This window comes from Rufibacter glacialis (assembly GCF_008271745.1).
GTDB lineage: Bacteria > Bacteroidota > Bacteroidia > Cytophagales > Hymenobacteraceae > Nibribacter > Nibribacter glacialis.
This window is the reverse complement of the sequence record NZ_VKKZ01000019.1, coordinates 614,568-629,258: the sequence shown is the minus strand read 5'-3', so window position 1 is coordinate 629,258 and position 14,691 is coordinate 614,568. Positions and strand designations below refer to the sequence as shown.

Annotated in this window: 10 protein-coding genes; 2 read left to right on the top strand and 8 right to left on the bottom strand. The window is 54.4% G+C overall.

Annotation, left to right across the window (positions count from 1 at the left end):
* Positions 1 to 132 precede the first annotated feature (132 nt).
* Both porQ and lon read right to left on the bottom strand, forming a co-directional pair.
* On the bottom strand, positions 133 to 1,179 hold the full coding sequence (gene porQ, locus FOE74_RS07260) for a type IX secretion system protein PorQ (protein WP_149097924.1): 1,047 nt from the start codon (positions 1,177 to 1,179) through the stop codon (positions 133 to 135).
* 24 nt (positions 1,180 to 1,203) lie between these two features.
* Positions 1,204 to 3,702 (bottom strand): endopeptidase La, encoded by a 2,499-nt coding sequence (gene lon / locus FOE74_RS07255; protein WP_149097923.1) that lies wholly within the window; start codon positions 3,700 to 3,702, stop codon positions 1,204 to 1,206.
* A gap of 241 nt (positions 3,703 to 3,943) precedes the next feature.
* Here lon and FOE74_RS07250 point away from each other — a divergent pair, with 241 nt between their 5' ends.
* Positions 3,944 to 5,890, top strand: a complete 1,947-nt coding sequence (locus FOE74_RS07250; protein WP_225840718.1) for an OmpA family protein — start codon at positions 3,944 to 3,946, stop codon at positions 5,888 to 5,890.
* Positions 5,891 to 6,517: 627 nt separating this feature from the next.
* On the opposite strand, the gene FOE74_RS07245 is transcribed toward FOE74_RS07250, so the two are convergent.
* From FOE74_RS07245 to FOE74_RS07220, 6 genes are all read right to left on the bottom strand, one after another.
* Positions 6,518 to 7,348 (bottom strand): hypothetical protein, encoded by an 831-nt coding sequence (locus FOE74_RS07245; RefSeq protein ID WP_225840717.1) that lies wholly within the window; start codon positions 7,346 to 7,348, stop codon positions 6,518 to 6,520.
* 299 nt (positions 7,349 to 7,647) lie between these two features.
* The gene (locus FOE74_RS07240) at positions 7,648 to 8,163 is read right to left on the bottom strand and encodes a DUF6702 family protein (protein WP_149097921.1); all 516 of its coding nucleotides are present in this window, start codon (positions 8,161 to 8,163) and stop codon (positions 7,648 to 7,650) included.
* A gap of 98 nt (positions 8,164 to 8,261) precedes the next feature.
* Positions 8,262 to 9,575, bottom strand: a complete 1,314-nt coding sequence (rseP, locus tag FOE74_RS07235) for an RIP metalloprotease RseP (protein ID WP_149097920.1) — start codon at positions 9,573 to 9,575, stop codon at positions 8,262 to 8,264.
* 89 nt (positions 9,576 to 9,664) lie between these two features.
* On the bottom strand, positions 9,665 to 10,819 hold the full coding sequence (locus FOE74_RS07230; protein ID WP_149097919.1) for a 1-deoxy-D-xylulose-5-phosphate reductoisomerase: 1,155 nt from the start codon (positions 10,817 to 10,819) through the stop codon (positions 9,665 to 9,667).
* A gap of 185 nt (positions 10,820 to 11,004) precedes the next feature.
* Positions 11,005 to 12,288 (bottom strand): hemolysin family protein, encoded by a 1,284-nt coding sequence (locus FOE74_RS07225; protein WP_149097918.1) that lies wholly within the window; start codon positions 12,286 to 12,288, stop codon positions 11,005 to 11,007.
* A 24-nt stretch (positions 12,289 to 12,312) separates the two neighbouring features.
* Positions 12,313 to 13,812, bottom strand: coding sequence for a GH3 auxin-responsive promoter family protein (locus FOE74_RS07220; RefSeq protein WP_149097917.1), 1,500 nt, complete (start codon positions 13,810 to 13,812; stop codon positions 12,313 to 12,315).
* A 408-nt stretch (positions 13,813 to 14,220) separates the two neighbouring features.
* Between FOE74_RS07220 and FOE74_RS07215 the strand changes: the two genes are divergently transcribed.
* Positions 14,221 to 14,655: an OsmC family peroxiredoxin gene (locus tag FOE74_RS07215; protein ID WP_149097916.1), complete on the top strand. Its 435-nt coding sequence runs from the start codon at positions 14,221 to 14,223 to the stop codon at positions 14,653 to 14,655.
* Positions 14,656 to 14,691: the final 36 nt, after the last annotated feature.

The following is a 14,691-nucleotide window of genomic DNA, read 5'->3' as shown; positions in this document are numbered from 1 at the left end:
GCGTTACAGTGTAACGCCGCTACGGGGTTAAATGTACCTGTTAGCTGCTGTTTAGGGCCTATTTCTATAAAACAGTCCCCAAACAGACCTCCCCACATCTTCAAATTTCCGAATCTCCCCATCTCCACATCATCAATCCAGCTTCTTTTTCAGGAAACGGTTCAAATCTGTGTTGAGGGTGAGGTAGTTGCTGGCCCCGGCTACGTGAAACTTGGCATAGGTGTACTCAAACCGGAACGCATGCACCTTGATGGAAGTACCCAGGGAGAAACCGGCCAAACCACCCGCGTTCTCCAGAGCCAGTTCTTTGCGCCGGAGGTGGTTATAACCGGCCCGCAACTGAAACCCGGGGCTCAGAAGGAATTCCCCGCCTACCACAAAATGGCGCGCCAATTTATCGCCGAAGGTTTTCTCTTCCTTTACCTCCACGTTGTTCTCGTCTAGGGTACCCGGCTGGTCAGGGTCTAGGTACACAATGTCAAAGCGCTGCAACTGGTGCGCCGTGAGCGACAACCGGAACGGCGCGTGCTCTGGTTTGTAGCTGGCTCCCAGCTGAATGTCCAGGGGCATGTCTTCGCGCTCCCCGTTGCCGTAGGGTTTGAGCATGACGCCCAGGTTCTTGATGGCCAGCCCCACCACCAGATCCCGCTCAGGGTGTTTGAAGGTGCCTCCCAGGTCTATCACCGTGGCAAGGGCTTGGTCACCGGCCAGGCTGGAGACGGCTATCTTGGCCGTGGCACCCAGGGTGAAGTGCTCCACGGTAGCCGCGTGCGACAGGGCAACGGCGTACTCCCGCACCTTAAAGCTGCCTTCCTCTACCCCGGCATCATTGGTTTGAGTGAAGGAACCGTAATCCAGGTACTGCACACCCAGGGCGTTGCGGCCCCATCGGTTGCTGTCAAAGGTGTAGTACAGGTTGTTCTGGCTCACATCTGCCAGGTAGTTGAGGTACGTGAGCCCCAGGTGCTGGTGGGTTTTGCCGTGCAGCAAGGCCGGGTTAGCCGAGGCCGCATTCACGTCTTCCAAACCTGAGGAGACGTTCACGCCGCCCAGCGCCGCCACCCGGGCATGGGTAGGCACATTCAGGAACCTAAAAGCGAAACGCCCTCCCAGTTGGGCAGTAGCCAGGTGCACAATGGCCACCAGCATAAAACCCAAGAGGAGAAGGCGTTTCTGCATTGTTTTCCTGTAAGTAGCCTATAATCAGCTTTCGGCCTGGGCGGGGGTAGCTTCTTCGCGCACCCGCAGTTCCAGGGGTTTCTTCACCTTCTCCGGCAATAGCGCAAACTCCAGCACCTCGTCCACGCGGTCCACGTAGTGGATGTTCAGCCCTTCAATGTAGTGCGCGGATATCTCGTTCACGTCTTTCCGGTTTTTCTGGCACAGGATCACGTCTTTGATGCCCGCGCGCTTGGCCGCCAGAATTTTCTCTTTGATGCCGCCTACCGGAAGCACTTTTCCACGCAGCGTGATCTCTCCGGTCATGGCCAAATGAGACCGCACCTTGCGTTGGGTGAATACCGAGGCAATGGAGGTGAAGATGGCAATACCGGCGCTGGGCCCGTCTTTGGGCACCGCCCCTTCGGGGAAGTGGATGTGCAGGTCATACTGGTCAAACAACCGGTAATCAATGCCCAGCTCATCGGCGCGGGCGCGCAGGTAGGAAACCGCCGTCATGGCAGATTCCTTCATCACGTCACCCAATTGGCCAGAAAGCGTCAGTTTGCCTTTGCCGCGGCTCAGCAGCGACTCAATGAACAGGATATCACCGCCCACGCTAGTCCAGGCCAGGCCCGTCACCACGCCGGCGGTCTCGTTGTCTTGGTAGAGTTCCTTGTCGAAGATCTCGGGGCCCAGAATGCGCACCACGTCCTTGGCTTCCAGTTTGGCGGGCCACTCTTCTTCCATGGCCTTGGATTTGGCAATGTTACGGACTACCGCGCCCAGCTTACGCTCCAGGTTCCTCACCCCAGACTCGCGGGTATAGTCTTCGATCACCTTCTGAATGGCACCCGTAGAGAAAGCGACATCCTTGGGTTGCAAGCCATGGTCGTCTTTCAGTTTGGTGATCAGGTGGCGCTTCGCGATCTCGGTTTTCTCTTCAATAGTATAGCCGGTCACCTCAATAATCTCCATGCGGTCGCGCAAGGCGGGATGAATGGTATCAAGGGCGTTGGCGGTGGCAATGAACAGGACTTTTGACAAGTCATACTCCACCTCCAGATAATTATCGGCGAAGGTGTGGTTCTGCTCAGGGTCCAGCACCTCTAAGAGCGCGCTGGATGGGTCACCCCGGAAATCAGAAGTCAACTTATCCACCTCATCCAGGATCATGACGGGGTTAGATGAGCCTACTTTCTTGATCTGGCTGATGATCCGGCCCGGCATGGCCCCCACATAAGTTTTGCGGTGGCCTCTGATTTCCGCCTCGTCGCGCACGCCGCCCAGGGCAATACGCACGTATTTGCGGCCCAAGGCTTTGGCTACAGAGCGACCCAATGAGGTTTTCCCCACGCCTGGAGGCCCGTAGAGACACAAGATAGGCGCTTTCATGTCGTTCTTCAGCTTGAGCACGGCCAGATACTCCAGAATGCGCTCCTTTACTTTCTCCAGCCCATAATGGTCGGCGTCCAGGATTTTCTTGGTGCGCTTCAGGTTGAAGTTGTCTTTTGTGTAGTCCTTCCAGGGAAGGTCTAGGAGAAACTCGCAGTAATTAACGGAGATAGGATATTCGGCGGCCTGCGGATTGAGGCGGCTAAGCTTGTCCAGTTCCTTGCTGAAGTGCTTGGCCACGGTTTCAGGCCACTTTTTCTTCAGGGCCGTAGCGCGCATCTTCTCTACTTCCTGCTCAGGGCCGTCCATGCCCAGCTCGTCTTGCAACACCTTGATCTGCTGGCGCAGGAAATAGTCGCGCTGCTGCTCATCAATATCCGTATGCACCTTGCTGTGGATTTCCTGCTTGATTTCCAGCATCTGGATCTCCCGCATCATGAGTTGCAGCAAGGTGGTGCCGCGCTCCACGCCATCGTTGATTTCCAGCAGTTTCTGCTTCTGGGCTACCTCGGCGTTGATGTTGGAAGACAGAAAGTGGGTCAGAAACGACGGACTGTCAATGTTGTCCAGCGCCACCTGGGCTTCCTGCGGAATCTCGGGGTTCAGTTTCAGGATCTTGGCGGCCGCCTCTTGCAGGGATTCTACCAGGGCCTTCACCTCTTTGCTGTTCTTCTTGGGGAACGTCTCTGGGCAATAGGAAACCTTGGCCACCATGAAGGGCTCTTCCTGGGTCACCTCCTCTATTTTGAAGCGGCTCTGGCCCTGGATGATGATGGTGGTATTGCCGTCTGGCAGCACCAGCATTTTCAGGATTTTGGCCATGGTGCCTACCTCATACAGATCTTCCAGCGAAGGATCCTCAGCCGACATGTTCTTTTGGGCTACCACCCCCACGGTTTTGTCGCCGCGGTAGGCTTTGCGCACCAGGCGCACAGATTTCTTCCGGCTTACCGTGATCGGGATCACCACCCCCGGAAACAGCACGGTGTTTCTGATGGGTAGAAGCGGTAAGGAATCGGGGTTATTCTTTTCAGCGCCCTCTGAGTCGTCTAGTTCTGAGGTGATAATGGAGATCAACTCGCCATTGCCATCGTCAGACAAATCGGACAACATGAGGTGCTGTAGTAAGTTCTCTTGGGTATAATTCATACGTCGTGTCTCTGAAGATGCCATTTTGACAGCTATCTTCCCGTCGGTTCTGTTGTTTGTCTTCAAGTTATATACTTGTCAAGTCCTGTGCCAATATATGGGTGAAAATCTATAGGCCAGGGCTAATTTTCACCCCAGAAAGAACTACATTTGGTACTGTATTCTGAAAAAATGCTTTTCAGGGGCCCTTTCTGTTATGTTGCGTACTGGATCTCTTCTATTTTTCCTGCTCTCTCTAGCTTTGAGTTTTTCCGCGGCAGGGCAAACCACTTCTCCCCTGCGGCTCAAACAACGCCTGGTCACCGATTCGCTGCGGAAAAAAGCCCCAGACGCGGAGGTGTTCCTGCACTTCCCCAACCTGAACCAGATTCCGTATTACTATCACAAGACCAAGTATGAGAACATCCTGAAACTAGAGCGGAAAAAGGCCTGGGACAAGGTGCTTCCCCTGCTGGCGGAGTACGTGGGCAACTTCGGGATTGACAATTTCCATAAAGATACAAAACTTCTCTGGCGTTTGGGGCAACTCTATGAACGCATGGGGCAACGGGAGAAAGCGGTGGCTTATTACCGCCTGGTGCTCAAACACCACCGCACCGACATCAAGCAGGTGCAGCAGTACTATGACTCGCTGGAAGCCAAAAACAAAGACCTCTACGTGCCCCTCAAGTACTACAATGAGCTGGTGGAGTACCGCAAATCTGTGAGCACGTTCAAACCGCCCCGTGGGGTGTACACCAACATGGGCGATGCCATCAACTCCAAGGCCGAAGACTACGGTCCGGCCGTGCATTCAGACGAGGAACTCTTCATTTACACTTCGCGCCGCAAAGGCGTGAAAGCCACCGGCACTGATGAGGACCTGTACTTCTCCCGAAACGAGAACGGCTTCTGGCAAGAGGGACAATCCTTTGATAAACCCATCAACAGCATTTACAACGAGGGCTCGGCCTGCCTCAGCCGCGACGGCAAAACCCTGTACTTTGCCCGCTGCGAAAGCCCCGACGGCCTGGGCAACTGCGACCTGTACTCCGCCACCCGCCTGGCCGATGGTTCCTGGGGCCAGATCAAAAACCTGGGTGCCAACGTGAACAGCCGGTCCTGGGATTCGCAACCTACCCTCTCGCCGCAGGAAGACACCCTGTACTTTGCCTCTGACCGCCTGGGCGGCTTCGGCATGAGCGATATCTATTTCACGCACAAGCAGAAAAACGGCCAGTGGGCCCCGGCGCAGAACCTAGGCCCTGTGATTAACACCCGTGAGAGCGAGGTTAGCCCGTATTTCCATCCCTTGTACCAGGTGCTGTACTTCAGTTCACGGGGGCAATTGTTGAACTTCGGGGATTTTGACATCTACAAGGCCTACCGTGTCAACGGCCGCTGGCAGGAACCGCGCAACATTGGCCCCTTGGTGAACGGCAAAGGCAGCGAGTACTACTTCACCATCAACGCCAATTCCACCAACCTGTACTACGCCCGCTCAGAGCCTACCGACCTCAAGAACCTGGATCTGTACTCGTTCCCGCTGCCCATGGAGGCGCACCCCCTGGCCGTGACCAAACTCACCGGCGTTTTAACCGACTCTGTGACAAACAAGCCCCTAAACGGCATCATCTCCATCATTGACCTGGACAATGGCATTGAGGTGGCTTCTAAGTACCTGCGCGAAGACGGTTCCTTTGACTTTGACCTCATTGACAACAGCCGCTACATGATGCTCATTCAGGGGCCTGATTTCTTCTCCATTGAGAACGAGATCAACCTGAAGGAAGACACGGTACTCAAAATCATGACCAGCCTCATAGACTACAGCATTCCGCTCATCTTCAAGAACCTGGAGTTTGACGAGGGCAAGGCCGAGATCAAAGAAGCCATGAAACCCACCTTAGACCGCATTGTGCTGTTTCTGGTAGACCACCCGCAACTGCGCCTCAGCATTGAAGGCCACACCGACAGCAGCGGCGACCCCAATGCCAACATAGAGCTTTCGCAGTGGCGAGCCCTTTCTATTCAGAAGTACCTGGAAGACAAAGGCAAATTGTCTCCTGGCCGCATTGATGCCGTGGGCAAAGGCAGCTCCGCCCCCATCAAACCAGAAGTCACCCTGGAAGACCGGGCCGTGAACCGCCGCGTGGAATTTAAACTCATCAGGCCCAAAGAAAACGCTACCGGCGGCGGGGATTGGTAAGCTTTCCTTGCCCTTTTGTAAAAACAGCCTGAAAACGCCAGCTTGCTTAAAAATGTAGTTTCCGTGCTGTAGGGGCAATTACTTGTGCAATCGTGAGACAAGGCAGTGCCTGGTCTCTACTACGCCAACCAACCATTTGAAAGAAGGCCAACACCTCCTACGCAACAACAGCCTTCGCCATCCTTCCCCACGCATCGCCTGTTCCAGCCTTTCGTCTGAGCGCCTAGCACTCGACCGCCCCTGAGCGCAGCGAGGCGGGTGGAGTAGAGGGCACAGCGCGAAGGCGGAAGGCGGGGCCTCGCGGCCGTGAGCGCTTACCATAAACTATGCAAAGAGCCGTGCATGGAACAACGCATCAAGCAGACAAGCTAAGGGAATAACATACGGCATTCCCTGATCTGTCAATGAGCGAAGAAGCGGCTGAAGTGGCGGTAAATTATATGGGAAAGCCTTAGCATCTGGAAACATGAGACAAGGCAGTGCCTTGTCTCTACAGATACAGAAGACCATAAAATGACAGATCGTTTAAAGGCTCTTTTGGGAAAAGAGCCTTTAAACGATTCCTATGATCTTATCCTTAACCGAGCCTCAGCATCACCTTCCTGAAAAAGGAAGCTGGGTTCGCTTTTAGAACTTGATGCTATTGTCTTTTTTGTTCCACTTAGGCAATGGCGGCAACGCCGGGGTTCTGTCTTCGGGGCGGGGAGCGTCTTTCTTCAATTTTTTGCCGCCTACGTTCACAATGAAACCTAAACTGAAAACAGAGTTGCCGGCTGTCATAAAATCACGGTTCTTGAGCCCGAAGTTGCTGCCGCTGGTGTATTGGAGCTGAATAGAGGGCGTGAGCGACATACGGGTGTAGAAGATGGGCTCAAAGAAGACGTTATCCTCGGTGGGTTGCTTGATGTCGTTCCGGAAGAAATCATCCATGGTGACGTAGCTCAACCGCAGGGCGGTGCCGTAGTTGAGGGTATGCTCGTTGCCAAACAGCTTCAACAGGCGTTTCTTCTTTGAGGAGTAGTTCACCTGCATGAAGTATTTGTTGAAAGTGGTTTCCTGGCGGTCATAGGTGGTGAGCCCCTCAGAAGATTTGTCTTTGTAGGTCCGGTCACTGCTGCCACGCCCCAGGCCAGCATACACTTCCAGAATGCGGTTCTGGTTAGGCCCGAAGGTGGTGAAGTAGCCGCCCCCTGCCTCCAGCAGATTGTGCCGGAAGTCTTTCTTGTCGGTGTTTTGGTTCATCATGGCCCCGCTTACCAATACCCCAATGTGGTCAGTGACGGCGTACGCCGAGTTGAAGGTGGCGTTCCCCTTCAAGGTGATGTGGCCACTGGTGCTTAACTCTCCCTTAGAGGTGAGCATGGGGGTATTGGGCACGTTGGGCATGTACACAGAGGAACAGCTGCTCACCCCAATCCCTAACATGATGCCAACTGCCCAGAGTACGCTTTTTCTCATAAAACAAACTTAAAAACTCAACTTAATCTGCCGCTGGATCTTTCTGCAAGGCGACTTTCCAGCAGGCAACCCTACTCTATCTTCAAGGCCTTTGCGCAAAACTGCGCGGTAATCGCCTGGGCTTGCCCTTGTTTTGGCCTTAAGCGGAAGCGTCCCTGCCAAGGCAGCCCGGCGCCTCCACCAGAAACAAAGGTACTTTCCCGGTTCTGATTGAGAAAGCAGTAGGCCTATTTTAACTTTTAAATTACCAGCTCAGGCCGCCGCCCCTAGCCCTGGGCCTTTTATTAACACCTTCTAAATTAAAAGGAAAGCACCTGCTGCGTTTCGCCGGTACGGCATAAGACCGAGCGTTTCTTGCCCGCCACCTCCAGGTTTAGGATATTGGTCTGGTCATTGAACACCTCGGTGAGAAGGGCGTTCTGCACCCAGACCTGACCAGCAGGGGCCTTGCCAGCCGGTATTTCAAGGTACAGCCAAATGGCATCGGCTTCTTCCTGGGCGCCAATGAACTTCTGCGGAGCCCTGGTTCCCTTCACCACGGATATAGCCAGATGGGCTTGCAGGTACTCGGCCATCAGTTTGTTCACGCGCTCAGACCGGTCTAGCCGCACGGTGGTTTTGTGGCGGCGGCTCAGGGCTTCCTCCAGGTCATCAGCGAACACCCTAACAGATAGTTCATAGGTCTGGTTTTTAGGGTTGTACCGGGCATCTGTGATGCTGGTATGGAAGTCATGCGCCCAGCTAACTGCCGGTAGCCCTACCCACAGCGCAGCCAGCAAGCACCACCCAAAAAAACCAACTGCTTGTTTCTTCATTGTTTTTTCACTTCTCCCCCAATAAACAGAGAAAGACGCAATTATCTTGCGTCTTCCCTGGCAATTTTTTATCAACAAAGTGTGGGCTGCGGTGCTTCCTAGTTGAACAACAGCTTGAAGAAGTCATTGAAGATAGCAAAGCCCATGAGGCCTAGCAACAGCACCATGCCTACCTTCTGGGCATTCTCTAAGAACTTGTCAGAGGGCTTGCGGCCCGAGATGATCTCATAGGTAAGGAACATCACGTGTCCGCCGTCCAGCGCCGGAATCGGCAGGAAGTTCATGAACGCCAGTACCATGGAAAGCATGGCGGTGATGGCCCAGAAATTCACCCAGGAGAAGTTACCACCAAAGATCTGCGCAATGCCAATAGGGCCGCTCAAGGCTTTGGATGGGGAAACCTCAGCCCGGAAGATCTTCGCGAAGCCTTTGATGTTGGTGGTGATCACGGAGAACGCTTTCTCAGCACCTACCGGGATTGCCGCCAGCAAACCGTATTCTCGCGTGGCCCGGGGCAGTAACAATTTAGGGTAGAAACCAAGGGTACCGTCTTCATCCACGGTGGCTTTCAAAGTCACAGGCTCACCGGCGCGGTCCACCTGCAGAGCGACGGTCTTGCCTTTGTGGGCTTGCAGGGTTTGCTGGAAATCATGGAAGAACTGCACCGGCTTGTCGCCTACCTGGGTAATGCGGTCACCGGGTTGCAGGCCGGCCGCAGAGGCCGGGCTCTTGGCTTTCACGGCTTCTACCGCAAACGGTTCACGGGCCATGATAAAGCCTACTTTGTTGCCATCGGCTAGTTTGTCAATGAGGTTAGAAGGCACGGGCACGTTCAATTGCTGGCCATTGCGCTCCACAGTGTAAGAACCGTTCTGGCCCAGCAACACGTCTGGGCTGTACACGTCCTGGAATTCCACCAGGGGTTTCCCGTTCACGGCCACGATCTTGTCGCCGTCGCGCAGGCCCATCTGCTCGCCTATCTCATTGGTCTCAATGCCGTATTGCACGTCTTTGGCCAATAAATAGCTCTCGCCGTACATATAAGTCAAAGCCGCGAAGATGAGGATACCGGTGATCACGTTGAAGATGATACCGCCCATCATGACAATCAGGCGCTGCCAGGCGGGCTTGGCCCGGAACTCCCAGGGCTCCGGTTCCTTGTTGAGGGAAGCCGTGTCCAGTGACTCATCTATCATGCCCGAGATCTTCACGAAACCACCTAAAGGGATCATGCCAATCATGTATTCGGTCTCTCCTACCTGCTTGCTCACCAGTTTGGGCGGGAACCCGATGGCGTATTTCTCTACGCGCATCCCAAACCATTTGGCCGTGAGCATGTGGCCTAATTCATGTATTCCTACTAAGATGGTCAGGCCCAGGATTAACTGGCCGGCCATTACTAATGCTTCCATTGAACGTGTTTATAGGGTCTTGCCCAGGGCGCGTACAAGAGGTACCTGGGGTTTGTACTTTTCAGATTGGTGTTGTTGGGTAAAAGGGATTACGCCTGCAGTAAGCTTAACGCTACCTGGCGCGCCTCCTGATCGGTTTGCACAAAGTCATCCAAAGAAGGCGCGGCAATATACGCAACTTTAGCGAGACAGTCAGAAATGAGGTCAGACATCTCCAAAAAGCCTATTTCCTCCCGCAGAAAGGCGGCCACCGCCACTTCATTGGCCGCGTTGAGCACGCAAGGGGCGTTCCCGCCCTGCTCCATGGCCGCGTACGCCAGCCCCAGATTCCGGAAGGTCTCCAGGTCAGGCTGCTCAAAGGTGAGTTGCGGGTAGTTCAGGAAGTTGAAGCGCGGAAAATCGGTTTTGAGTCTATGCGGATAATTCAAGGCGTACTGGATAGGCAACTTCATGTCTGGCAGGCCCATCTGGGCCTTCAGCGAACCGTCTTCGAACTGAACGAGCGAATGCACGATAGATTGTGGGTGCACCACTACTTCAATCTGGTCATTGCGCAGCCCGAACAGCCATTTGGCCTCCATCACCTCCAGCCCCTTGTTCATAAGCGAGGCCGAGTCAATGGTGATTTTGGCGCCCATTTCCCAATTAGGGTGCTTTAACGCCTGGGCCCGGGTCACGGTTTGCAGAAAGCCGCGGTCTTTCCCCCGGAACGGGCCACCCGAGGCGGTGAGCACGATCTTCTCAATGGGGTTGTGGAACTCGCCGGCCAGGCACTGGAAAATAGCGCTGTGCTCAGAGTCAACGGGATAGATGTTCACGCCTTTCTCCCGGGCTAGTTGGGTGATGAGTTGGCCAGCTACCACTAACGTTTCTTTGTTGGCTAGCGCGATGGCTTTACCGGCTTCAATGGCTTTGATGGTAGGTTGCAGGCCGGCATACCCTACCATGGCCGTGAGCACAATGTCCACGGTATCCATCTGCACCACCCCGTTCACGGCATTCATACCGGCGTACACCTTGATAGGGTGGGCGGCCAAGGCGTCACGCACGGGCTCATAGAGGTCTTCTCTGGTGATCACCACCGCGTTGGGCTGAAAGGCAATGGCCTGGGCAATGAGCAGGTCAGCGTTGGCATGGGCCGTGAGCACCTCTACCTCAAAGGCCTGCGGCTGGCTTTGGATCACTTCCAGCGCCTGCGTGCCAATAGAGCCCGTGGAGCCGAGAATGGCTACTCGTTTCTTCATGTAGTATAATCATTGCCTTTTTACAGGCTGTTTCTGCGAAATTAAGGGAAAAACAGGAGTTTGCCCGCAAATGATAATCGGGGTCTTTTGCCAGGCCAAGGGTGCAAGCCCAAATGACAGCTTCTCAGGTGCAGCTATGTCCCATTTTCGGGTGATTTCCCCAAAAACAGGCCTGAAACAACCTTCTACTTCAGGAGCACTTCTTTCAGGAGGAGTTTGTCAATCTTGCTGCCGTCCAGGTCCACCACCTCTACCTCCACGCCGTTGTACAGGAAGGTTTCACCGGTGGCGGGAATCCGGTTCAGGTGGTGCAGCACGAAGCCAGCCAGGGTCTCATACTCCGAGGGGTCTTTTTTGATGAACTCGCGTTTCAGTTTCCGGTTCAGTTCCCGGATGGGAATGGACCCGCTGACCAGGTAAGAATGGTCGGCGCGGGGCACAAAGAGGGTTTCCTGCTCTTCGTCCAGGTCAGGGATGTCACCTACAATGGCTTCCAGCAGGTCATGCAGGGTCACAATCCCTTCCACCGACCCAAACTCATCTACCACTATGCCCATGTAGACTTTGTGCTTTTTGAACAGGTTCAGCACCGTGTTGGCATACATGGTCTCGGGCACGAACAATGGCTCCTTGAGAATGGAGGTCAGGGGCATCCGCTCGTTCAGCAGGTTCTCATAGAAGTCTTTCGCGTTCAGAATACCCAGCACCTGGTCGGGTGCGCGGTCATACACCGGGAACTTGGAGTGGGCGCTGCGTTGGATTTTGGCGTTGATCTCCTCCGGGGTGTCTTGCAGGCTCACCCACTCTACCTCCATGCGGTGGGTTTTGAGGTGCTTGGCCTTCTGCGCGGCATAATGGAAGATATTCTGGTGCAGGTCCGTCTCTTCTTTGGCCAGAACGCCCTGACGGCCAGCGGTTTTGATGATCTGCCGCAGTTCCTCCTCAGACATCTTCTCTTCTTCGGGCTCTTTGATTCGCAGCAGCTTGATGACCACGTTGGTAGAGGCGGAGAGCAGCTTGACCAGCGGAAGGGTCAGTTTGGTGAAGATTTTGATAATGGGAGCTACAAACAGCGCAATGGCCTCACTGTTGCCCATGGCCAGCGTCTTAGGAATCAATTCCCCAATCACAATGGAGAAATAGGTGATTAGGCCAATAACAATCACAATGGACAAGGTTTGGGCATAAGGGGCCAGAAACGCCACCTGCTCCAGCACCACGCGCATGTCATCTGAGAGGGCGGCCCCGCCATAGGCACCCAACACCACCCCAATCAAGGTGATGCCCACCTGCACCGCCGACAGGAAATCCTCCGGCTCCTCCAGCAGGTCTAGCACTACCTGGGCGTTTTTATTCCCTTCCTGGGCTTTGCGCTTCATCCTGTCTTTCCTCACCGAGATGATGGAGATCTCTGACAGGGCGAAAAAGCCGTTCAACAAGGTAAGAATCACTAAAATCAATATTTCCATGGGTGGTTTGAAAAGGGAAAAGGCTTAAACCTGCAGGGCTTCCAGCAAGCCATTGGCCAGGGTACGATCATTGCTTAGCCGGGGCACTTTGTTCTGCCCCCCCAGCTTGCCCTGCCGTTTCATGTACTGCTGAAAGGCATTGGGCGGCAAGGGAGTCACCTTCAACGTGGCCAGGATGTTACCTGAGATAAGGTCATCATAATAGGTATTGCGTTTGCGCAGGTGCCAGTTTAGGGATTTGGCGAACCGTTCCAGGTCATGCGGCGGCGAGTCAAAGGCAATAAGCCATTCATGGTACGAAGGGCCGTTGCCCTGGTCTACGTAAGGCGCCACGGTGAACTCGGTCACGGCCACCTCCGGGAACTCGGCCATGGCATCTTGCAGGGCGCCTTCCACCTCCTCTCCTATCACGTGTTCCCCGAAGGCCGAGATAAAATGCTTCAGGCGGCCGCTCACCACTAGTTTATGCGGGAACAAGGACGTGAACTTGACGGTGTCGCCTATGGAATATCCCCACAACCCGGCGTTGCTGCTGATGATGAGGGCGTAATTGACGCCGGTCTTCACCTCGGCCAGCGTAAGGCGGCGCGGGTTGGGCTGGTAGAACTCCTCCACGGCAATGAATTCGTAGAAAATACCGCTGTCGGCGAGCAAGAGCAGGCTGGGGTCTTCCTGCCGGTTCTGGAACGCGAAAAAGCCCTCTGAGGCCGGAAACGTCTCTATGGAATCCACCTGGCGGCCAATGCTGTCCAGCAGCTTGGTTTTATAGGGGGCAAAGTTCACACCGCCGTACACAAACAGGTTAAAGTCTGGGAACACGTCTTTGATCTGCTTGCCCGTGCGCGACATGATCTTGTCAAAATACATCTGCACCCAGGGCGGAATGCCTGAGATGAGCGTCATGCGCTGGTCAATGGTCTCGTTCACAATGGCATCCAGCTTGGTTTCCCAGTCCTCAATGCAATTGGTTTGGTAACTGGGCAACTGGTTGGTGCGCAGGTAGCCCGGCACATGGTGGTTTACAATGCCCGACAGCCGACCGGTATGGATACCGGCCACTTCCTCCAAAACCGGACTACCGCTCAGGAAAATCAGTTTACCGTCTAGAAACTGAGACCGGCCCGTTTCCTGGATATAATTCAGGAGGGCGTTTTTGGCCCCGTTTATGTGATTGGGAATAGAAGCCTGGGTAATGGGAATGTACTTGGTGCCTGAGGTGGTGCCGGAGGTTTTAGCGAAATACAAGGGCAGGCCCGGCCAGAGCACATCGCGCTCCCCGGCCTTCAGGCGGTCAAAGTACGGGCGCAGCGCCTCGTAGTCGCGCACGGGTACGGCTTGCGCCAAATCCTGCGGGGTCTGCACGTCCTTGAAGTAATGGTCTTTCCCGAAAGCGGTGGAAGCCGCGGCACGGACGATAGACGCAAAAACCTGTTGCTGGGCCTGGGCGGGGTCTTCCATCCAACGTTGTTGGCGGGCCACTACCCAGGCGGCCATAGGTTTACTCAAGAGCGCTTTTATTCCCATGTAGTCAATATGCTTGTATCTGAATAAACGGAAGAATCTGCTTTTAATTCTAAAAAATTGCGGGGCTTCCTCTCTTTGAGAAGCTGTAAAGATAATAATCTTGCTGAAGTTCCTATTGGGCAGGACCAGATTAGGGGTTTGGGTGGCTTTTCAGGAAAAGGCCACCCAAACGGAAAAACCGCCTATAGGCATTTTAAAAGAGGTAACCATTTGAGTGCGCCGGCCTTCCCACTACGGGGCCCGTTGGATAACCGATAACAGATTAACCTGCCAAGTGCCTTCCCTTTGTAACCGCCTTAGAAGAACGGATTTGGGCTTTAGACAAGTCCTAAAACCATCTTCCGCCAAAACTTAATCTCCTAAAAAATAGTACCTTCTACTACACAAACCCATCAACCATCCAAAACTATGGCAAATAACACAGGTACAGGCATCTGGCAAGGTGGCCTGAAAGACGGAAAAGGAACTGTTTCCACCCAAAGCGGCACGCTAGACGCCCGCTACTCCTTTGGTACCCGCTTTGAGGAAGACGTGACCGGCACTAACCCTGAAGAACTGGTAGGCGCCGCCCACGCAGGCTGCTTCTCCATGTTCCTGAGCAGCCTGCTGGAGGGAGCCGGCAAAAAGGCGATCTCGGTGAGAACCCAGGCCAAGGTGCACCTGGGGCAAGACAACGGACCGTTCATCAAGAAGATTGATTTGACCACCGAGGTGGAGGCCCCGGGTCTGTCTGACGAGGAACTGCAGCAGCTGGCCCAGAAGGCCAAAGAGGGCTGCCCTATCTCCCGGGCCTTGGCCTCTGTACCGGAGATGACGCTCAAGGCGACGCTGAAAGGCGCCTAAGCTGGGGAAAGGCTTTAAACCAGTATTAAAATTTCA